Annotated in this window: 18 protein-coding genes and 1 pseudogene; 9 read left to right on the top strand and 10 right to left on the bottom strand. The window is 71.8% G+C overall.

Annotation, left to right across the window (positions count from 1 at the left end; translation table 11 throughout):
* Positions 1-81: 81 nt before the first annotated feature.
* Genes ABD378_RS25990 through ABD378_RS25980 form a run of 3 tightly spaced genes read left to right on the top strand, consistent with a single transcriptional unit; the run spans position 82 to position 4,825 of the window.
* The gene (locus ABD378_RS25990; RefSeq protein WP_344524327.1) at positions 82-507 is read left to right on the top strand and encodes a DUF3311 domain-containing protein; all 426 of its coding nucleotides are present in this window, start codon (positions 82-84) and stop codon (positions 505-507) included.
* On the top strand, positions 504-2,051 hold the full coding sequence (locus ABD378_RS25985; protein WP_344524325.1) for a sodium:solute symporter family protein: 1,548 nt from the start codon (positions 504-506) through the stop codon (positions 2,049-2,051). The genes ABD378_RS25990 and ABD378_RS25985 overlap by 4 nt, the downstream gene beginning before the upstream one ends.
* Positions 2,048-4,825 carry a penicillin acylase family protein gene (locus tag ABD378_RS25980; RefSeq protein WP_344524323.1) on the top strand — a complete coding sequence of 926 codons (2,778 nt, stop codon included), beginning with the start codon at positions 2,048-2,050 and terminating at the stop codon, positions 4,823-4,825. The genes ABD378_RS25985 and ABD378_RS25980 overlap by 4 nt, the downstream gene beginning before the upstream one ends.
* On the opposite strand, the gene ABD378_RS25975 is transcribed toward ABD378_RS25980, so the two are convergent.
* From ABD378_RS25975 to ABD378_RS25960, 4 genes are all read right to left on the bottom strand, one after another.
* On the bottom strand, positions 4,795-5,874 hold the full coding sequence (locus tag ABD378_RS25975) for an S-methyl thiohydantoin desulfurase family protein (RefSeq protein WP_344524321.1): 1,080 nt from the start codon (positions 5,872-5,874) through the stop codon (positions 4,795-4,797). The genes ABD378_RS25980 and ABD378_RS25975 overlap by 31 nt on opposite strands.
* Positions 5,867-7,447, bottom strand: coding sequence for a hydantoinase/oxoprolinase N-terminal domain-containing protein (locus ABD378_RS25970; RefSeq protein ID WP_344524319.1), 1,581 nt, complete (start codon positions 7,445-7,447; stop codon positions 5,867-5,869). The genes ABD378_RS25975 and ABD378_RS25970 overlap by 8 nt, the downstream gene beginning before the upstream one ends.
* A 356-nt stretch (positions 7,448-7,803) precedes the next feature.
* Positions 7,804-9,192, bottom strand: a complete 1,389-nt coding sequence (locus ABD378_RS25965) for an NAD(P)/FAD-dependent oxidoreductase (RefSeq protein ID WP_344524317.1) — start codon at positions 9,190-9,192, stop codon at positions 7,804-7,806.
* 213 nt (positions 9,193-9,405) lie between these two features.
* Entirely contained in the window at positions 9,406-10,344 is a 939-nt protein-coding gene (locus tag ABD378_RS25960; protein WP_344524315.1) for an alpha/beta fold hydrolase, read from the bottom strand.
* Positions 10,345-10,479: 135 nt separating this feature from the next.
* Between ABD378_RS25960 and ABD378_RS25955 the strand changes: the two genes are divergently transcribed.
* Positions 10,480-11,073, top strand: a complete 594-nt coding sequence (locus ABD378_RS25955; protein ID WP_344524313.1) for a TetR/AcrR family transcriptional regulator — start codon at positions 10,480-10,482, stop codon at positions 11,071-11,073.
* Between the two features lie 118 nt (positions 11,074-11,191).
* Here ABD378_RS25955 and ABD378_RS25950 read toward each other — a convergent pair whose 3' ends face one another.
* Positions 11,192-11,578: a VOC family protein gene (locus tag ABD378_RS25950; protein WP_344524311.1), complete on the bottom strand. Its 387-nt coding sequence runs from the start codon at positions 11,576-11,578 to the stop codon at positions 11,192-11,194.
* 93 nt (positions 11,579-11,671) lie between these two features.
* Here ABD378_RS25950 and ABD378_RS25945 point away from each other — a divergent pair, with 93 nt between their 5' ends.
* Entirely contained in the window at positions 11,672-12,223 is a 552-nt protein-coding gene (locus ABD378_RS25945) for a GNAT family N-acetyltransferase (RefSeq protein WP_344524309.1), read from the top strand.
* 19 nt (positions 12,224-12,242) lie between these two features.
* On the opposite strand, the gene ABD378_RS25940 is transcribed toward ABD378_RS25945, so the two are convergent.
* The 3 genes from ABD378_RS25940 to ABD378_RS25930 all read right to left on the bottom strand — a co-directional run bounded on the left by ABD378_RS25940 (position 12,243) and on the right by ABD378_RS25930 (position 13,880).
* The gene (locus tag ABD378_RS25940; protein ID WP_344524307.1) at positions 12,243-12,926 is read right to left on the bottom strand and encodes a glycerophosphodiester phosphodiesterase; all 684 of its coding nucleotides are present in this window, start codon (positions 12,924-12,926) and stop codon (positions 12,243-12,245) included.
* Between the two features lie 76 nt (positions 12,927-13,002).
* Positions 13,003-13,137, bottom strand: coding sequence for a hypothetical protein (locus ABD378_RS25935; protein WP_344524305.1), 135 nt, complete (start codon positions 13,135-13,137; stop codon positions 13,003-13,005).
* A 77-nt stretch (positions 13,138-13,214) separates the two neighbouring features.
* Positions 13,215-13,880, bottom strand: coding sequence for a PadR family transcriptional regulator (locus ABD378_RS25930; RefSeq protein WP_386545991.1), 666 nt, complete (start codon positions 13,878-13,880; stop codon positions 13,215-13,217).
* A 79-nt stretch (positions 13,881-13,959) separates the two neighbouring features.
* Between ABD378_RS25930 and ABD378_RS25925 the strand changes: the two genes are divergently transcribed.
* A complete protein-coding gene (locus ABD378_RS25925) occupies positions 13,960-15,483 on the top strand; it encodes a bifunctional phosphatase PAP2/diacylglycerol kinase family protein (RefSeq protein WP_344524303.1) in 1,524 nt (507 codons plus the stop codon).
* A gap of 115 nt (positions 15,484-15,598) precedes the next feature.
* A complete protein-coding gene (locus tag ABD378_RS25920) occupies positions 15,599-16,246 on the top strand; it encodes a M23 family metallopeptidase (protein ID WP_344524301.1) in 648 nt (215 codons plus the stop codon).
* 18 nt (positions 16,247-16,264) lie between these two features.
* On the opposite strand, the gene ABD378_RS25915 is transcribed toward ABD378_RS25920, so the two are convergent.
* Positions 16,265-16,999 (bottom strand): SDR family oxidoreductase, encoded by a 735-nt coding sequence (locus ABD378_RS25915; protein WP_344524299.1) that lies wholly within the window; start codon positions 16,997-16,999, stop codon positions 16,265-16,267.
* Positions 17,000-17,222: 223 nt separating this feature from the next.
* Between ABD378_RS25915 and ABD378_RS25910 the strand changes: the two genes are divergently transcribed.
* On the top strand, positions 17,223-17,798 hold the full coding sequence (locus tag ABD378_RS25910; RefSeq protein WP_344524297.1) for a TetR/AcrR family transcriptional regulator: 576 nt from the start codon (positions 17,223-17,225) through the stop codon (positions 17,796-17,798).
* Between the two features lie 155 nt (positions 17,799-17,953).
* Here ABD378_RS25910 and ABD378_RS25905 read toward each other — a convergent pair.
* A pseudogene (locus ABD378_RS25905) lies at positions 17,954-18,847 on the bottom strand (metallophosphoesterase); the annotation flags it as partial.
* Positions 18,848-19,009: 162 nt separating this feature from the next.
* On the opposite strand from ABD378_RS25905, the gene ABD378_RS25900 reads away from it, so the two are divergent.
* Positions 19,010-19,924, top strand: coding sequence for a LysR family transcriptional regulator (locus ABD378_RS25900; RefSeq protein WP_344524295.1), 915 nt, complete (start codon positions 19,010-19,012; stop codon positions 19,922-19,924).
* The last annotated feature ends 13 nt before the right edge of the window (positions 19,925-19,937 follow it).

Raw genomic sequence — 19,937 nt, 5'->3', positions numbered from 1 at the left:
CCCCCCCCTCCGTGTGACCCGACCCTCCCCCTCCGTTTCCCCGGTGTGCCCCCCTCATGCCGCCCCACAAGGAGTCCCCCCATGTCCCCGACAGCTGATGACGACGCGAAAGACAGCGCCAACGAGGGCGCGAAGGACGGTGCGAAGGACGGCGCCGACGACGGCGCGAGAGAAGGCGCGCGCGACGCCGTGGCCTCGCCCCTCGACGGCCTCCCCACCCTCCGCGGCGTGGCCCGCCCCTCCCTCTGGCTGCTCCTCGTCCCCGTCCTGCTCTACGGCTCGGCCCCGTTCGTGGCCAACCGCATCGAGCCGCGCATCCTCGGCGTCCCCTTCCTCCTGGCCTGGGTCATCGCCGCCACAGTGATCAGCCCTCTGGTCATCTGGCTCGCCGCCCGCCTCGACCCGGCGTACCGCACGAACGCTGTCGAACCCCTCCCGGCCGACGACCTCGTAGGCACCCCCGAAGGCACCTCCGCAGGCACCGACACCGAAGGAGGCCGCCGATGAACGGCAACGCAGCCGTCGCCACCACCGTGTTCGGGCTCGCCATGGCCGCCACCATCGGGATCGGCGTATGGAGCGCCCGCGGCCGGTCCAAGGGCCTGGCCGAGTGGTCCGTCTCCAGCCGCGGACTCGGGGTCCTGTTCATCTGGCTGCTCATGGCCGGCGAGACGTACACGAGCTTCTCGTTCCTCGGCACCGCGGGCTGGTCGTACTCCTTCGGCGCGCCGATCCTCTATCTGGTCGCCTATCTGACCGTCGGTTTCGCCGTCGCGTACGTCGTCGGCCCCGCACTGTGGACGTACGCGACCCGGCACGGCCTCATCTCCATCGCGGACATCGCCGAATTCCGGTTCCGCTCACGCCCGGTGGGGATTCTCGTGGCCGTCGTCGCGACGGTCTTCATCGTCCCCTACATCCAGGTGCAGATTCAGGGCATGGGCGTCGTCGTGAACGCGATGACGTACGGCAGCGTCGACCTCAAGGTCGCCGCCGTCATCTCCTTCGTCGTGGCCGAGGTGTTCATCCTCGTGTCCGGCCTTCGCGGCTCGGCGTGGGTGAGCGCGCTCAAGGACATGCTGGTGATCGTCGCCGTCGTGTTCCTCGCCGTGTACATCCCGATGCACTACCTCGGCGGCTTCAGCGACTTCATGCAGCGCATGGTGACCGAGAAGCCCGAGTGGCTGACCTTCCCCGGGCACGAGTCCGGCGGGCGCAACGCCATGTGGTTCCTGAGCACCGTGGTCCTGAACGCGGTGACGATCACCATCTTCCCGACCACCGTCGCCGGTTACCTCAGCGCGAAGAGCCCCAACGCCCTGCGCCGCAACGCGCTGCTCCTGCCCTGGTACCAACTGCTCCTGTTCGTCCCGATGGTGGTCGGTGCCACGGCGCTGTTCGTGATGCCGACCCTGGGCAATCCCGACCTGGCCCTCTTCAGTCTCGTCACCGACTCCCTGCCCTCACCCGTCGTCGCGCTCATCGGCGTCGCGGGCGCGCTCTCGGCGATCGTGCCGATGAGCGTCTTCATGCTCTCCATCGGCACGCTGTGGGGCCGAACGGTCCTGGGCGGCGGCAACGGCGCCGATCCGCGGGCGCGCCGCCGCGCGGCGGGCAAGTCGGGCGACGCGAACGACATGCGGGCCAAGCGGCTCTCCCAACTGGTATGTGTCATCGCGGGGTTGATCGCCCTCGCGGGCAGCCTCTTCTACCCCAACACCCTCGTGGAGCTCTCCGTCCTGTCGTACGAGGGACTGGCGCAGCTCGTTCCTGTCGTGCTGCTCGCTTTGTTCTGGCGGCGGTTGACCGCCAGGGCCGCCGTCGCCGGGATGCTCACCGGGCTCGTGGTGATGACCGCGCTGTGGGCCACCGACAACGACCCGTACCACGGGGTGAACGGCGGCATCATCGCGCTCGCCGCCAACCTCGTCGTGTTGCTGGCGGTCGTCTGGCTCGCGCCAGGACCTGGGCCGAGCGAGGTCCCCGCGGCCACCAACCCGGCACTCCCGGAGGAGAGGTCGGCTCAGACCGCCGTGAAGGAGCCCCGATGACGGACAGCGACGCCTTCGAGGTGCCGGGCCTCCAGGAGCCCGTGGAGATCCGGATCGACCAGTGGGGCGTCCCGCATCTGTACGCCGCGTCGCAGGACGACCTCTTCCTGGCCCAGGGCTTCAACGCCGCCCGCGACCGCCTCTTCCAGCTGGACCTCTGGCGGCGCCGCGGACTCGGGCTGCTCGCCGAGGTGTTGGGGGAGCGGTACGCCGAACACGACCGTGCGGCGCGGCTGTTCCTCTACCGCGGCGACATGGCCGAGGAGTGGCGTGCGTACGGGGACGACACGGAGCGGGTGACCGCGGCGTTCGTCGGCGGCATCAACGCGTACGTCGCGCTGTGCCGAGCCGACGCGTCACAACTCCCTCCGGAATTCGCCCTGCTGAAGTACGAGCCCGCGTACTGGCAGGCATCGGACGTGGCCCGCATCCGCAGCCACGGCCTGCAGTACAACCTGCGCGACGAGGTCGCCCGAGCCCTCACCCTGCGCGAGCACGGCCCCGAGGCGGAGGAGCTGCGCCGCCGCCGCGAGCCCGCCCCGCACCGCCTTCGCGTCCCCGAGGGCCTCGACCTGTCGGTCATTCCGGACGACGTCCTGCGCGTGTACGAGATGGCCACCACGCCCCCGTGGGCGGCGGGCGCGGCGCCCCGCCAGGGCCTGGACGGCTCCAACAACTGGGTCATCGCCCCGTCCCGGACCGCCACCGGCCGCCCGCTCCTGGCCAACGACCCGCACCGCGGGATCGCCCTGCCCGCGCTGCGCTACCTCGCGCATCTCTCGGCGCCGGGCATCGACGCGATCGGCGCGGGCGAACCGGCCCTGCCCGGCATCTCCATCGGCCACAACGGGCACGTCGCCTTCGGACTGACGATCTTCCCGATCGACCAGGAGGACCTGTACGTCTACCGCACGAACCCGGCGAACCCGCACGAGTACAGGTACCAGGACCGCTGGGAGCCGATGACGTGCGTCACGGAACCGATCCCGGTGCGCGGCGGCGAGCCCGTCCCGGCCGACCTCTGGTTCACCCGCCACGGCCCGGTCATCCGTGAACTCCCCGAATGCAACGCCGCGTTCGCGGTCCGAGCGGCCTGGCTCGGCCCCGGCATGGCTCCCTACCTCGGCAGCATGGACTACATGCGGGCGGCGAGTCCCGACGCGTTCGTCACGGCGATGCGCCGCTGGGGAGCCCCCGGCGAGAACCAGGTCTACGCGTCCCCCGACGGCACCATCGGCTGGCGCCCCGCGGGCCGCGTCCCCGTCCGCCCCGGCTGGGACGGCACCCTCCCCGTGCCGGGTGACGGCCGCTACGAATGGGACGGCTTCCTGGACGTGGAGGAACTCCCCTCGGTCCGCGACCCGGCCCAGGGCTGGTTCGCCACCGCCAACCAGCTGAACCTGCCGCCCACGTACCCCAACGCGGAGAAGACGGTGACGTACGACTGGTACGCACCGACACGCCACGAGCGCATCACCGAGGAACTCAGCGCGCACGCGTCCTGGACGGTCGAGGACTGCGTGCGACTACAGACGGACTACGTGAGCCTGCCGGGACGGCGGCTACAGGCGCTGCTCGCGGGATTGCGGGGCGGGACCACGCTGCCGGACGCTTCCGCGCCCGGCGACGCGACGGCCGACGCCTCTGCGCCCGGCCATGGCGCGTCCGGCGATGGCGCGATCGAGGGCGGCCTGCCAGGGGATGGCGCGTCCGCGCATGCGGTGGTGGGAGATGAGGCCGGTGCTGGCACTGCGGCGGGCACGCCTGAGTCTGGGCACCTCGCCGACTCCGGCGCCCGGTATGCGGTGGTGGGCGATGATGCCGGTGTCGGCAGCGTGGCGGGTGCGGGTGAGTCCGGGGGCCTTGCTGACTCCGGTGCCTTGCGCGCGGCGACGGGTGGTGAGGCTGGTGTTGGCAGCGTGGCGGGTGTGGGCGAGTCCGGGCGTCCCACCGCCCCCGGTGCCCGGTATGCGGTGGTGGGTGGTGATGCCGGTGTTGGCGCTGCGGCGGGCGTGGGTGAGCCCGGGCACCTCGCCGCCCCCGGCGTTCCCCTCGCCACCGCCCTCGCGCTCCTTCGCGAATGGGACACCCGCCTCACCGCCGACTCCCCGGCCGCCGCCCTCTTCGAGGTCTGGTACCGGCGCCACCTGCGTCCGGCCCTCCTGGCGCGGGCCGTCGACGGGATCGTCGGCGAGGGGCAGCGTGACCGGGCCCTTGCCCGGGTGCTTCCCGCCGAGGACGCGGCGGCGGACGCCCGCGTCGATCTGGAGCTCCTGGACGGTGACCCGGACCCCGCGCTACTGCTCGGCACGCTCGCCGCGGCCTTCGGCGAACTCACCGGGCTCCTGGGGGCCGACCCGGCGGCTTGGTCCTGGGGCGCCCTCCACCACGCCCACCCGCACCACCCCATCGCCGCCCTGCTCGACGGGCCCGCCCCGCAATGGGCCTCCGTCGGGCCCGTTCCGCGCGGCGGCAGTGGGGACACCGTGGGAGCCGCCGCCTACGGGCCCGGGTTCCGGCAGACCGCGGGGGCCACCTTCCGGCTCGTCGTGGACGTCGGCTCCTGGGACGACTCCGTGGCGATGAACTCGCCGGGGCAGTCCGGCGTTCCGGGCAGCCCGCACTACGACGACCTGTTCGCGAGCTGGGCCGCGGACGGGTCCTTCCCGCTGCTCTACTCCCGCGAGGCGGTGGAGAAGCACACACGGCGGACGATTACGCTGCGACCGTCCGCCGGGACGGATCAGGGGGCGGCCGAACCGAAGGGCAGGTAGTCCACCTCGTACCCGAAGTAGCGGGGACCGGCCAGCGCGAGGCCCTCCTCGGTGATCCAGCGCGGGTCGCAGCGGGCGGCGATGACGCTGACGCGCAGGCCGTAGCGCAGGCCTTCCGTGGTCACCGGGTCACCGGTCTCGCTGTCCAGGACGCAGATCAGGTCGGGCGTGGTCGCCACGGTCACCCCGTCGCGCGTGGCGAGCAAGTGCTCGTTCTGGAAGCCGAGTTCGAGCACCCGGCCCGCGTCACCCCGCGTCCCCTCGACGCGGGCGTGACCGCGCGCGAAGCCGCCCTCCGTGCGACGGACCACGTCGACCACCTTGCCCGTCAGGAGAGGGATGCCATCCAGCGTCGACCGCGCCGCCGCCACCGGATCGCCGTGCGCGGCGCGCGCATCCCGCACCACAGCGCCGAGCCGCCCGGCGAGCGTCAGCGTCGCAGGGACCAGACCGTCGGCGAGCTGGTCGCCCCGCAGCACCGTGTCCGCGCAACTGATCTGGCAGCCGAGCTCCACGCACACGGCGCGCGCGATCCGCTCGGCCGCGTGATTGTCGACGGCCTCGACGATGACCGTGTTGCCCTTGTCGTCGGCGAGCGCCATCGGCGAGTTGGTGATCCCGGCGAGCCCGGGCAGCACCATCTGCGCCTCGGGGAACGCCCGCCCCATCGCGTCCCCGTCCACGAGGGGAAGCCCGGCCCGCGCGGCGCACGCGATCGGCAGCATCGAGTTGACCCCGCCGACCTCCAGCGCGGTGAGGTGCGTGGCCCGCCGCCCGAGGTGCCGCTCCAGGGCGCGCAGCGCGGCCAGGTCCTCCCGGCCGTTGGGCACACGCTCAAGGAGGACGGTGGGCGCGCCCATGCCGGAGATGGGGACGACGGTCGCGTCGGCGTCGACCGCGTCGATCGGGACCACCCGCACCGGACCGTGCGCGCGGATCGCCTCGCGCGCGAGGAGTTTGCCGATGTAGGGGTCGCCGCCCCCGCCCGTGCCGAGGATGCCCGCGCCCCGGGCGATGTCGTCGAGGTTGTCGAGGGTGATCTCACGCATGGGAGATCGCCCCGGCGCCGGCCCCCGTGGCCTCGGGGAGACGCCCGAGGTCGAGATCGCCCACCGCCTTGACGCGGATGCGCGTCGCACCGCCGGGCAGATAGGCGAGCGGCACCTCCTCGATGTCGACGACGCGTACGCTCCCGGGGCGCGCCCCGGCATCCAGCGCACGCCCGACGGCATCCTCGCGGGCCCCGGCGAGCACCGAGTCCCGGCGCCCTTCGGGGACGTGGAAGACCCGGTCGATCTCGCCGCCGACCTGCGCGATCGCCGCTCCCACCGCGTTGGCCACGTCGAAGTGCCCCGGCCTGCGCACATCGGCGAAGCCGGGCAGTACATCGGGGACGAGGACGGATCCGCCGCCCACGGCGACCACCGGAAGGACCGCCGCCGATGTCCGCATCCGGTCGACGCCCTCGGCGAGCCGCTCGGCGATGCGGTCCAGGGCGCGCTCGGTGAACTCCCGCCCCAGATGGGCGACATGGGTGCCGTCCCCGATGTCCGCCCGCCCCGCGGCCACCGCCAGATCCGTCGCCGTCAGCCGCGTACCGCCGAAGACGAGCGCCTCGTCCGTGAGCACGTAGCCGACCGACCGCGGTCCCGTCTCACCGTCGCGCGACACCCAGGATCCGCCACCGATGCCGAGCGAAAGCACGTCAGGTGTACGGAAGTTGGTGCGGATCCCCGCGGCCAGGCTCTCGCCCGCCGCCTCGCGCGCAAAGCCCCCGGCGAGGATGCCGATGTCGGCCGTCGTGCCGCCCACGTCGACGACCGCGCAGTTCCCGAGGCCCGAGAGGAGGGCCGCGCCCCGCATCGAGTTGGTCGGCCCCGAAGCGAAGGTCGCGACGGGGCAGGTGCGCGCGAAGTCGACGTCCATGAGCGTCCCGTCGTTCTGCGACAGAAAGAACGGCGCCGTGATCGACATCTCGGCCAGCGCCTTCCCGAACGACTCGACGATGACGGTGGCCAGGTCCCGCAGCGACGCGTTGATGATCGTGGCGTTCTCGCGGGCGAGCAGCCCGACCCGGCCGAGCTCGTGCGAGAGCGAGAAGTGCACGCCCACGCCCAGCTCGGACCGCAGGATCTCGGCGGCCAGCCGCTCGTCGGCCTCCGCGACCGGCGAGAAGACCGAGGACACGGCGACCGAGGTGAGCCCGCGCGCGGCGATGTCGGCGGCCGTCCGCTTCAGCTCGTCCGGGTCGAGCGGCGACAGCGGCCGCCCGTCGAACTCCCGTCCGCCGTGGCAGAGAAAGCCGTGCCCGCCGACGGCGGCCCGCTGCCGCGCGGGCCAGTCCGCCATGGGAGGCAGGGCCGCGGTGGCGGGAAGGCCCAGGCGCACGGCCGCCACGGGAGTGAGCCGGGCGCCCTCGACGAGCGCGTTGAGGAAGTGCGTGGTGCCGATCATCACCGCGGTGACGGATTCGACGGGTGGTGCCAGGGCCCGGATCGCCGCGGTGACACCGGAGGTGATGTCGGGGGTGGTCGGTGACTTGGCGGCCGCGAGGACGCGGTCGTCGTGCCCGAGAAGGGCGGCGTCGGTGTTGGTCCCACCGACATCGATGCCGATACGCATGGTGGTGGAGTCCTTAGTGTGGCGACGGGCGTGTGACGCGTAGTACGGACGTGACGCGCGCCGTGATCAACCAGGCGGCGAGAGGGCACCTCGGAGGGGCGTCCGCCGGCCGTCTGACGGCGGCATCGACCTTCAGACGACGGCCGCGGCTTTCCGGAGCCCCGGCAAGCCGAAGCGGCGCCTACCCCACCACTGGTAGTCGCCGCCCGGCCGCACGACCAGGGAGGTAGTGGCCGCCCCGGCGTGCGCGCGTTCCCCGGTGGTACTCCCACACAGAGGCCGGCGCTCGCTGCTTGCGAGCACCGGCCTCTGAGCGCATGCACGAATCCGTATCGGCCCTACAGGCCGTATCAGCCCTACGGGAACAGCGGCTTCTCCGGAGCCATCGAGTGCCCCGCAACCTCCGCCGTCACCCGCGCGTGGATCTCCTCCGGCGAGAGATAGACGTCCGTCAGCTCGAAGTCCGCGAGCGTCGCGGGCCGTTGGGACTGGAACCCGGTCCGTACGAAGTCGTCGCCCGCGAGGGCGTTGAGCCCCCAGTTCGCTGCCGTGCGGAAACGCGCGGTGACGGTGCGCAGCGCCCCCAAGTGGTAGCCGCGCGCGACGACTTGAGCGGGCAGCCCGGTCAACTGCACGCCCAGCGGCTTCGATACGGCCTGGATGCCGCCGAGGTCGACGACCAGGCCCATGTCCTTGTGCCGGTAGGCGGTCATGGGCGTGCCCCGCAACGCCGCGGTGATGTTCTTCGCGGCGGCCCATCCCTGGCGCATCGCGTGCTGCGCGGTCGGCGGGCAGATCGCGTCGCCGCCCTTGGCGAGGTCGGGGACGGCCGCCGCGTCGCCGAGCGCGAACACGCCGTCCATGCCCGGCACCGTCAGCTCCGGGTCGACGACCAGGCGGCCCCGGTTGGTCTCGGCGCCCAGCGTGGCGATGAGGGGGCTCGGCGCGACGCCCGCGGTCCAGATCAGCGTGTGGCAGGGCAGCGTGCGCCCGTCGGTGAGCGTGACGGTGTCCTCGGTCACCTTGTCCACCGTGACCCCGAGCGACACATGAAGGCCGCGCCGCCGCACGATGTCGAGGGCCTTCTCCCCGAGCCGGTCGCCAAGCTCGGGCATCAACTTCGGTGCCACATCGACCAGATGCCACTTGATCTGCGACGCGTCGAGCCCGGGATAGCGCTTGACGGCGGCACTCGTCAGACGATGCAGATAGGCCGCCGTCTCCGTGCCCGCGTACCCGCCACCGACGACCACGAACTGCAGCCGGGCCTCACGCTCGGCCCGGTCCGAGCTCGCCGCGGCCAGGTCGAGCTGCGAGATCACGTGGTCGCGGATCCAGGCGGCCTCGGCCAGCGTCTTCACGCCCACGGCGTGCCGGTCGACACCCGGGATGTCGAACTGCCGGGTCACGCTGCCCGGGGTCAGGACGAGGTAGTCGTAGCGCTCCACGACCTCCTCGCCGTTGATCTTCCGTACGATCACGGCCTTCGCGTGCGGGTCGACCCCGATGGCCCCGCCCGGCACGATCGCCGTACGGCGCAGCATGCGGCGCAGCGGCACCGCGACCGACTGCGGGGTCAGCACGCCCGACGCGACATGGGGGAGCAGCGGTAGATACAGCTGATGGTCCTGCGGGCTGATGAGCCGCAGTTCGGCGTCCTGTGCCTTGAGCGTCCGCTCCAGCTTGTGCGCGCACTCCATACCGGCGAAGCCACCGCCGATGATCAGAATCCGGGGACGTTGCATACGAGATCGCTCCAGGGTTGGGCGAGGGGTCCGGTCAATCCTCCGACGAGGGGCGGCCCGGCGCACGTCGGGTGCGCCGGGCGAGGGGCCCGAGTACCCCCGATCCGTCGGACGATTGCACCCGAACCGTCGGATCAGCCGTCTGCCCCCGCGAGCCGGAGATAGTCCCACGGATCATGGGCGTTGAGGACGGTGAACTCGTCCGTACGGGTGTCAGTCGTCGTCGGCGATGAAGTCTGTTATCGCGGCAGCGACAGCTTCGGGCTGCTCGTCGGGGATGAAGTGTCCGGCGTCGGGCACGACGATTCCGGTGGTGTTGTCGGCCCATGGGCTGATGGAGCCGGCCATGTCCGGAACGGAGCCGTGGCTGCTGGAGATTCCGAGGATGGGCACGGTCAGGTGCCGCCGCTCGAGCGCCTCGCGGTTCTTGCGCGCTGACTCCGCGGCGTCTTGGTAGTACGCGAGGGAAGCGTGCAGGCCGCCGTCGGCGGCGACGGCCGCCGCGTAGTGGTCGAGTTCGGCGTCGTCGAACGTGTCGGGAGACAGGGCCTTCACCTTCAGGAACCAGCCGACGTACTCGCGTTCGCGGCCGGCCAGCAGCGTCTCGGGCAGGTCGGGCACGATGTGGAACGCGAAATGCCAGGTTTTCCACGCTCGATCCGGGTCGGTGGGAATTGACTCCGGGAGAGTGATACCGGGAATTCCGGCGTCGAGCAGAGCGACCCCGCGCAGGTGGCTCTCGAAGTTGAGGGCGAGGGAGAAAGCGACCCAGGCGCCGATGTCGTGGGCGACGAGGGTGTAAGTCGACACTCCGAGAGCTTTCACGGCGGCGTGGACGTGCGCGGCGACCGCGTGCGTGTCGTAGCCGCGCTCCGGACGCTCGGAGTGGCCCTGACCCGGCAGGTCGATCGCGATGACGTGGAACCGGTGGGTGAGGCCGGGCATCACTTTTCGCCAGGCCCACCAGGTTTGCGGGAATCCGGCGAGCAGGACGACGGCCGGGCCGCTCGGCCGTCCGCCTTCGACGGCATGAAGGCGGACGCCGTCCGCGTCGACCCAGCGGTGAGTGAATCCGGGCAGATGCTGCAGGGGCAGGTCGCGGACGGGGTTGCTTTCGGGGACATGCGGAGTGCTGGTTGCTGGGCCGGTCACCGGGATCCTCCGTCGGTGTCAGGTGCGAATGACCACGTTTGAACGCTAACACATCTTGAACTAACCAGTTCAAGATGAAATGATGCGGAACACAACACAGTCCGAACCATCGACGCATCGGCAAGGAAGTGCCGCGTGGCAGGCAAGAAGCAGTTCGACATGGACACGGCGCTCGACGCCGCGATGATCCAGTTCTGGCGCGACGGCTACGCCGACACCTCATTGGACGATTTGTCTCGGGCAACCGGCCTGAACCGCAGTTCCATCTACTCCTCCCTCGGTGACAAGGACACGCTCTTCCTGCGCTGCCTGGATCTCTACGCCGCGCGCTATGGCGAGAAGTACGACGCCGCCCTTTCGTGTGCGGCCTCGGAACCTGTTGCCGCTGTACGTGCGTTCTTCGACGTCACCCTCGAGCGCATCGCCGATCCCGAACTACCTGATGGATGCCTGATGGCCCAGTCGGTCATGGCAGTTCCAGTGCTGAGTCCGAGCGTCGCAGCGCACGCCAAGCAGGCGTTCGGCTTGCAGCGCCTGCGCCTGCGCGCCGCGCTGAAGGCCGGCCGACTGGCCGACCAGGACGCCGAGGCCTTCGCCGTACACGCGGCGGCTGTGAACCAGTCGCTCGCCGTCATGAGCAGGGCCGGGGCGAGCCCGGCGCAGCTCCTGGCCATCGTGGGCGTGACCGTTGACGCGCTGTCACAGGCGCTGCGCGCGCAACGAATCTGATACGGCCGTCGGACGGGCCCGCACTCGTTCGCGCCACCGGATGAGCCAAGAACCCGCGCGCTTGAGCTCATCGCGGATGGCGCGCGGTGGGGCTCCGTCGTGAGCTGCGGTGTCTGGGCTATGGGCGGTACCGCAAGGGGTGGTCCGCCGGAACTTCGACGATGACGATCTTGACGCCGTCCGGGTCCGCGATCCACATCTCGACCAGACCCCAGGGCTCCTTCACCGGCTCCCGCACCACCTCCACCCCCTGTGCCACGAGCTCCGCATGCGCCGTCCGCACGTCCGCCACCTGCAGCCACAGCTGGAGGCCGGGGGAGGGCGGGGTCTGGGAGTGGCCGGAGACCTCGAGGAAGCCGCCGCCCAGGAAGTAGACCGTGCCGCGTTCGGGGCCCGTGCCGAACTCGCGGTAGACGGCGAGGCCAAGTGCGTCGCCGTAGAACGCGCGTGAGCGCTCGGGGTCGGTGGGACGGAGAAGGATCCTGCTGCTCAGTACATGCACCATGCAGCCGCACCTTAGTGGGGGGATACCCTCGGCGGTGCCTCGCCCACGCCGCGCCCGACAGCGGTGGGCCAGAGAGATCGGAGAACCCGCCCCATGGACACCGCACCGCGCCCCAGCACGAGCGACCTCACCTTCCGGGACGCCACCGACGCGGACGTCGACGCGCTCGTCGCGCTCATCGAGTCGGCGTACCGCGGCGACAGCAGCCGGGCCGGCTGGACCACGGAGGCGGACATCCTCCAGGGGCAGCGGACCGACCCGCAGGGTGTCGTCGACGTCATCAAGTCACCCGCGAGCAAGCTGCTCACGGTTGAGCGGGACGGTGAGGTCGTCGCCTGCTGCCAGCTCGAACACCGCGGTGAGCACGCCTACTTCGGGATGTTCGCGGTGAGCCCGGCGCTCCAGGGCGCGGGCCTCGGCAAGGTGATCATGGCGGAGGCCGAGCGGACTGTCCACGAGGCGTGGGGTGCGAAGGAGATGCATATGACCGTGATCTCCGTACGCAATGACCTCATCGCCTGGTACGAGCGCCGCGGTTACCGCCGTACGGGAAAGATGACCCCCTTCCCGTACGGCGACGAGCGGTTCGGCATTCCGCAGCGGGACGACCTGCAGTTCGAGCTGCTGGTCAAGTCCCTCGGCTGAGCGCGGACCCCGAGGAGAGTCAGGCCGTGAAGCGGCCCGTCCGCTTGATCTCCGGATAGTCCGTGGTCGCGCCGTCCAGCTGCAGCGCGCGCACGAGCCGCAGATCGTCCTGCGTGTTCACGACCCAGCCGATGATCCGCAGGTCGGCCTTCTTGGCACGCTGGACGATCTCCAGCGTCAGGCGCCTGATGTTCAGTACGAGGGTGGTGGCGCCGACCGCCGTGGCGCGCTCCACGACGTCGGTGCCGTAGCGGCTCGCGACGAGCGCGGTGCGTACGCCAGGGACGAGGCGCGCGATCTCGGCGATCGCCTCGTCGTGGAAGGAGATCACCTCGACGCGGCCGACCAGATCGCGCCGGTGCATCACCTCGGCGAGGGCGCGGGCGGCGGCCACGTCCTTGATCTCGGCCTGCAGCGGCGCCTTCACGGCATCAAGGACCTCTTCGAAGACGGGAATGCGCTCGCCGCGTCCCGCGTCGAGTTCTCGCAGCTCGGCCAGGGTCTTCTCGGCGATCGGTCCCTTGCCGTCGGTCGTACGGGCCACGTCGGCGTCGTGCATGACGACGAGGGCGCCGTCCTTGCTCAGATGCAGATCGAGCTCGATGAGATCGAGGCCCGCGGCTTGCGCGGCGATGAAGGACCGGAGGGTGTTCTCGGGTTCGACACCCATGACCCCGCGATGACCGATGGTGAGGAAGTTCAAGGTTCACTCGCTTCCGTCGACGGCGGCTCGGTGGCCACGCGGCGAGGACGGGAGTACCACGCGGCAAGGTCGCAGCCTAACGGCCCGCCTCCGCGATGGAACCGCCCGTACGGGGTTGCCCCGAAGAATCGGAGTCGCCCGTTCTGCTTCCCGCGATCCCGAGCAGGACCCCGGTGATGACGGCGGCGACAAGGACGGCACGGGTGGTCACAGGCGCACTGCTCCATACGGCGGGGTCGGCTGACCCCGCCCGTCCTACCGGCTGGGAGCCCCACGCCGCGAGCCACGTCACCCGTCGGTGGGCGAGTCCTCGGGGGGTTGACCGGAGGCCGAGGGTCCGGTCATTTCCGTGAGATCGGCCAGCATCGCCTCCGCAAGGTCGACCTCCGCCTCAAGCCGCCGCCCGCTCCAGCGGAGCGCGATCTGCGGATGCGTCCACGCCTCATCGCCGTCCGCGCGGGCGAGCGCGTCGTGCACCTCCTTGAGCTCGCCCCGGGTGTGTGCGATGTGCTCGGACACCAGGGCCCGCAGGTGCTCGGGCGCCGTCAGGTGCCCGAGCCATACCCGCAGGAGCAGCGGGTGCTTCAGGACGGGCGGCCCCGCGTCCTCGGCGCCCCCCGCCCATCCGACGAGCGCCGCGCGTCCCTCGGCGGTGATGGCGTACGACCGCTTCGCGCGGGGCTCCTCGGGCCCCGAGCGCCGCGACGAGGCGTACCCGAGCGCTTCGAGGCGGCGCAGTTCGGCGTAGATCTGGCTGATGGCGGGCGACCAGTAGAAGTGGCGCAGGGAGGCGTCCGCCCACTTCTTCAGTTCGTACCCGGTCCGCTCGCCGGGGAAGGAGAGCAGGCCGAGCACGGCCCACGCGGTCGGCGGCAGCTCGGCGGGCCGCTGCGGTGGGCCGGGACGCTGCGGTGAGCCGGAACGCTGCGGTGAGGTGGGACGAAGGGCTGCCATATGACTGATTGAAGTGAGGCTCACGGCGTCGGCGCAAGATGTGTGCGGTGCGAAAGGCGCGCCGGGGTATAGGGGGTTCATGAGTGATCTCCGCAGGCCGCCCTTCCGCAGGCTGTTCGGCGCCACCGACCGCCTTGCCTTCCACCACGTGGCCGCCCGCTCCTGGCCGGCGGCGGAGCCGGTGCTGCCACGGCTGAGCCGGAGCGCCGACCACGGACTGCTGTGGTTCGGCATCGCCGCGGGGATGTGGGCCTTCGGTGGGGCGCGCGGCCGGCGCGCCGCGGTGCGCGGGGTCGCATCCCTGGCCCTCGCGTCGGCCACGGTCAACACCCTGGGCAAGAGCGCGGTGCGCCGCTCACGGCCGGTCCTGGACGCGGTGCCGGTGATCCGGCACCTGTCCCGGCAGCCGGTCACCAGCTCCTTCCCCTCCGGGCACTCGGCGTCGGCGGCGGCCTTCGCCACGGGAGTGGCCCTGGAGTCGCGGGGGATGGGTGCGGCCGTGGCCCCGGTCGCGGCGTCGGTCGCCTTCTCCCGCGTCTACACCGGAGTGCACTACCCCAGCGACGTCCTGGTCGGCGCGGCCCTCGGCCTTGGCGCCGCCTACGCGGTGCGCGGCATGGTGCCCTCCAGGGCGCAGCTGCCGCCGCCCGCGCGGCCCCGTGCGGACGCGCCCGCACTGCCGGACGGCGAGGGCCTTGTCGTGGTGGTGAACCCCTCATCCGGGGCCCAGCCGCAACTCATGGACCCGGTCCGGCAGTTGAAGACGGTCCTGCCCCGTGCCGAGGTCGTGCTGTACGAGGAGGAAGCGGGGCCGCTGCCCAAGGTCCTGGAGGAAGCGGCCAGGGACGCCGCCCGGCGCGGCGGGGTCTTCGGCGTGTGCGGCGGAGACGGCACGGTGAACGCCGCCGTGACCCCGGCCCTGCGCTTCGACGTGCCGCTCATGGTGCTGCCCGGCGGAACGTTCAACCACTTCGCCGCCGACCTGGGCGTCGACACGGTCGCGGACGCCTGCGTCGCCCTCGCCCACGGCAGTGCCGTACGGGCCGACGTCGGCCGGATCAAGCCCCTGGGCGGGACCGGTCCTGACGGCCGGACGCACTCCGAGCCGGTGTACTTCCTGAACACCTTCAGCCTCGGCGCCTACCCCGAGCTCGTACGCATCAGGGAGGAATGGTCCCCGAAGGTCGGCGGTCCGCCCGCCGCGCTGCTCGGCGTCGCCCAGATCCTGCACACCGGGCAGCCGCTGCGCGCGGTGGTGAACGGAAAGGCCCGCTCGATGTGGCTGCTCTTCGCGGGCAACGGCGCCTATCGCAGCACCGGCATCGCCCCGGTGCGCAGGCACGACCTGGCCGACGGGCTGCTCGACGTCCGTATCGCGAACGGCGGGCACTTCGCGCGCACCCGCCTGCTGGCGGCGGCGCTGGCCGGCCAGCTGGCCAAGACCCGCCTGTACGCGTCCGCCAAGGCCCAGCGCCTGGTCATCTCCGGCCTGCCCGACGGCACACAGATGGCGTACGACGGCGAACTCGCCCCCGCGCCCGCCGCGCTGCTCCTCGACAAGCTCCCCGAAGCGCTCACCGTCTACCGGCCGACCTCCGACTGACCGCGGCGCCGGCGGGGAGGGGCATCCGGCAGGGAGGGCAGTCGGCAGGGAGGGCATTACGCCAAGCGGCGCATTCGGCGTGCGGTCCTGGCCCGTCGCCAGTGTGCTGGCGGTCATGGGCTACGACATAGACAGCCCGCGTGAAGCGGGCACCACACGACGTGACGTACTGAGCGTCGCCGCGGTCCTCCTGGCCGGCGGCGCCTTCACGGTGGCGGGCCCCGCGCCGCACGCCGCCGCGGAATCCGACGGCGGCTGCGGCGTCGGCTACGACGAGGAGTTCGAGGAAGATCTCGCCGAGGCGGACGAGGCGATCACGGACGACCGCGCGCTCGCCCCCCAGGGACCTCCCGGCAGATTCGCCCTGCCGCTGCGCAGACGCTTCCGCGTCACCGCCCGGTACGGCGTGCGGGGCAACTGGCTCGCCGGGCACCACACCGGCATCGACCTCGCCGTCCCCTCGGGAACCCCGGTGCACGCCGTGGGCGGGGGCACGGTGGTCCTGGCGCGCTGGTCGGGTGCGTACGGCAAGGCGGTGACGGTGCGGCTGCGGGACGGGCACTACGCCGTGTACGCGCACCTCTCCCGCATCTCGGTGCGCCAAGGGGCCCGCATCGGCGTCGGCGACCGGCTCGGCCGCAGCGGGGCCACAGGGCGGGCCACCGGACCGCACCTCCACCTGGAGATCCGGGCCCGGCGCGGCTACGGGTCGGACATCAATCCGGTCCGCTACCTCGCGAGGCGTGGCGCCCGGCTGCTGTGAGGTCCAGGGGGCGACGGCTCAGGCCTGTGCGGTGGGGCGGACGACGATGTCGCCCACGTCGACACCGTCCGGCTGCTCGACGGCGAAGGCGATGGCGCGGGCGACCGCGTCCGGCTCGAGCCCGGACTTCTCCATGGTGTCGGGGAGCTGGGCCCTCACCTCGGGGTCGATGTGCTCCGCGAACTCCGTGCGGACGTAGCCCGGCGAGACGACGGTGACGCGCAGGCTGTCACCGGCTTCCTGGCGCAGGCCCTCCGAGACCGTGCGGACGGCGTTCTTCGTGGCGGCGTACACGGACTGGAGCGGGACGATGCGTAGCCCGGCGGTGGAGACGGTGTTGACGAAGTGTCCTGAGCCCTGCTCCCGGAAGACGGGCAGGGCGGCGGCGATGCCGAAGAGGACACCCTTGAGGTTGACGTCGATCATCTGCTCCCAGTCCTCGACGCGGAGATCGTCCAGGGGAGAGATCAGACCGATCCCGGCGTTGCTGACGAGGACGTCGAGCCTGCCGAACCGTTCGCGTGCCAGCTCGACGAGGCCGTTCAGGTCCGCGAGCCGCGTCACGTCCGTGCGCGCCCAGGCGGCTTCTCCGCCGGCCTGCTCGATGCGGGCGGCCAGCGCCCGAAGACGCTCCGGGCGGCGCGCTCCGAGCACGACCTTCGCGCCGCGCTCGGCGAGGAGCAGGGCCGTCGCCTCGCCGATGCCGCTGCTTGCGCCCGTGATCGCCACGACCTTTCCTTCGATTCCCGACATGATCGGCAGTCCTTTCAGAGGGGTCCTCCCGCGGGGAGGGGGAAGGGGAGGGCAGGGCAGTTCCGTGCCCAGGGGTGGTTAAAGTGGAGGCGCCGCCACTTCGCTCGACCAGGCTAAGTGGAGACGCCTCCACTTAGCAAGCGACGGCAAGGGACAGCAAGCGACGGCAAGTGAAGGCGTGCGGAGGGAAGAGAAGCAGAACGAAGGCAGGGGAGAACCGCCGATGGCCCGAGAGGCAGGCCGCCCGCTGAGGGCGGACGCGCAGCGCAACCGGGACAAGATCCTGGCCGCGGCAGTGCGGCTGTTCACCGAGGAAGGGCTCGACGCGCACTTCGAGCGCGTCGCACGGGAGGCGGGCGTCGGGACCGGCACCCTCTACCGGAACTTCCCGACGCGGGAGGCGCTGATCGAGGCGGCCTACCGCAACGAAGTGGCCCGGCTGTGCGACGCCGTACCCGACCTCCTGGCGACGATGCCGCCTCGGGACGCCCTGCACGCGTGGATGCGCCGCTTCCTCGACTATGTGACCGCCAAGCTCGGCATGGCCGAAGCGCTGCGCTCCGTCGTCGCCTCGGGGGGCAACCCCTATGGCGAGAGCCGCGAGATGATCCAGGAGGCCCTCTCCTCGCTCATGGAGGCGGGGGTCGCCGCCGGTGACGTCAGGTCCGACATCCGTCCGACCGACCTGTTCGCCGCGCTGGCCGGCATCGGCCTCACCTCGGCCGGGCCCGACCAGCGGGAGCAGGCCGAACGCCTCGTAGAGCTCACGCTGGACGGACTTACGCCCAGGGACCGGTGACCCCAGCGGGCCATCGCCACGTCCCTAGCCGCCCACGCTGCTCCGGCCCGCGAGCGCGGCGGAGGTCGTCGTGGTGTGGGCTCCAGGATCTGCAGGGTGTGGTCGTGCCCGGAGAGGATCAGATCGGCCCTGCCGCACACCACCTGTTCGTAGAGCTCCTTGAGGTGGATCCCGCTCGTGTAGTGGCCGATGACGAAGCCGTCGTACGAACCGGCGCTGCCGTGCTTCCCGTTGTTCAGGTAGGGGTGGTGGCCCAGGACCACCTTCCAGCGGGCCCTGGACGCGGCAAGCGCGGTGTCCAGCCACTGCCGCTGGGCGCGCATGTAGGGGCCGTCCCACCGGTAGTGGGGCGAGGTCTGGGCGACGGTCGATGCGACGGGGTTGGTGTCGAGGGCGAAGAACTCCACCACCGGGTCGCCGCGCCCCGGGGCCTCGGAGGACGGCAGCGTGACGTTGTAGTAGCGGCTCGGCATGTACCAGCGCGGCGAGGACGCCGCGTAGGAGACCTCGCGGTCGCCGCGCGATGGGTCGCCGCCGCTGCCCGGGATCAGGCCCGAGCAGTCGTGGTTGCCGAGGACCATGAGCCAGGGGACGTCGATGCCGGTGTTGGGCGTCTCGAACTTGTCCCGGAACTCGGAGTCGTGGTCGGACTCGGGCCCGTTCTCGTAGATGTTGTCACCCAGGCCGACGGCTAGCGATATCCCTTCGGCACGGCACACCCGCCGTGCGGCCTCGGTCACGGCCAGCTGCTCCTCGCCGCCGGTGCCGGAGTCGCCGGTCACCAGAACGGCGAACTCCCCCTGCTGGTTCGGTGCGTCGGGGAAGGGGAACTTCGCGACTCCCTGGGTCGCCGTGGCCTGGCGCGCGCCGAAGGGCAGCACGGCGAGCGCGGCTCCGGCGGCGGCTCCTCCGAGCAGGGTGCGCCGGTGCAGGGTGAGGGCCTGTGGGCCCCACTTGTCGGCGAGGTCACGGGCGAGCGGCGCGTCGGCCCGAAGCCACTGCTTCTCGGTCAAGTCCGCCCTGGGCGGGATCAGTTCGTCATCGCACATCCGAGCGTTCTCCCATATCGGCGCGGACAGCGGAAGACGATCAGGCGAACTGCCGGTGGCGGCCACCGGGCCGGAGCCCGCTGCGAGCCCGCTGCCAACCCCGGCGCGACCCCCGAGCCCCCTGCTCGGCGGGCCGGCGGCCGGCGTCGTAGGGTCACCGGCGTGGAGCTCAGACACCTGTCGGGATTTGTCGCCGTCGCCGAGGAACTGCACTTCGGCCGCGCCGCCGACCGCCTGCACATCGCCCAGTCGCCCCTGAGCCAGCAGATCAAGCTCCTGGAGCGGGACCTCGGGGTCAAGCTGTTCGACCGCACCACCCGCACCGTCCGCCTCACCCCGGCCGGCCAGGCGCTCCTGGAGCCCGCCAGGCGGCTGCTCGCCGACGAGGCGGCGGTACGGCGCACGGTGCGGGCCGCCCACCTGGGAGAGGTCGGCCGGGTCAGCGTCGGCTTCGCCGGGGCCAGCAGCTACTCCGCGCTGCCGCTGCTCACCCGCGCCGTCAACTCCCAACTCCCAGGCATCGAGCTGGTGTTGGAGGGCCAGACGTACACGGGCGAGGCGCTGCGGCGGGTCGCCGACGGGTCGCTCGACATCGGCTTCGTGGCGTTGCCCGTGCGGCGCGGCATCACGGCACGCGTGGTGCGCATGGAGCGGCTGGTGCTCGCCCTGCCCGACAGCCATCCGCTGGCCGCGCGGCCCGAGGTCCCGGTGAGCGAACTGGCGGGCGAGCCCCTCGTGACGTTCCCGCTGTCCCGGGAGTCCGCCGTGCGCGAGGCCATGGTGCAGGCTTGCCACGAGGCCGGGTTCGCGCCCCGGATCGTGCAGGAGGCGCCGGACTCGTACAACATGCTGGCCCTGGTGGGGGCGGGCGTCGGCCTCGCCGTCGTGGTGGAGTCGGCCCGCAACATCCATCTGGAGCACGTCGTCTTCCGGCCGCTCGCCGGGGACGACGTACCGGTCCTTCCCATCGCGCTCGGCTGGCGCACCGGCAACCGGTCGGCGGCGCTGCACGCGGTTCTTCGGGTGGCGGATGAGGTCCTGCCGGTACCCGCCGATGCCCCGGATTCTGCTGGATGACGTCTCAGTGCGG

This window comes from Streptomyces rectiviolaceus (assembly GCF_039533825.1).
Classification (GTDB): Bacteria; Actinomycetota; Actinomycetes; order Streptomycetales; family Streptomycetaceae; genus Streptomyces; species Streptomyces rectiviolaceus.
This window is presented reverse-complemented; position numbering and strand designations above follow the sequence as displayed.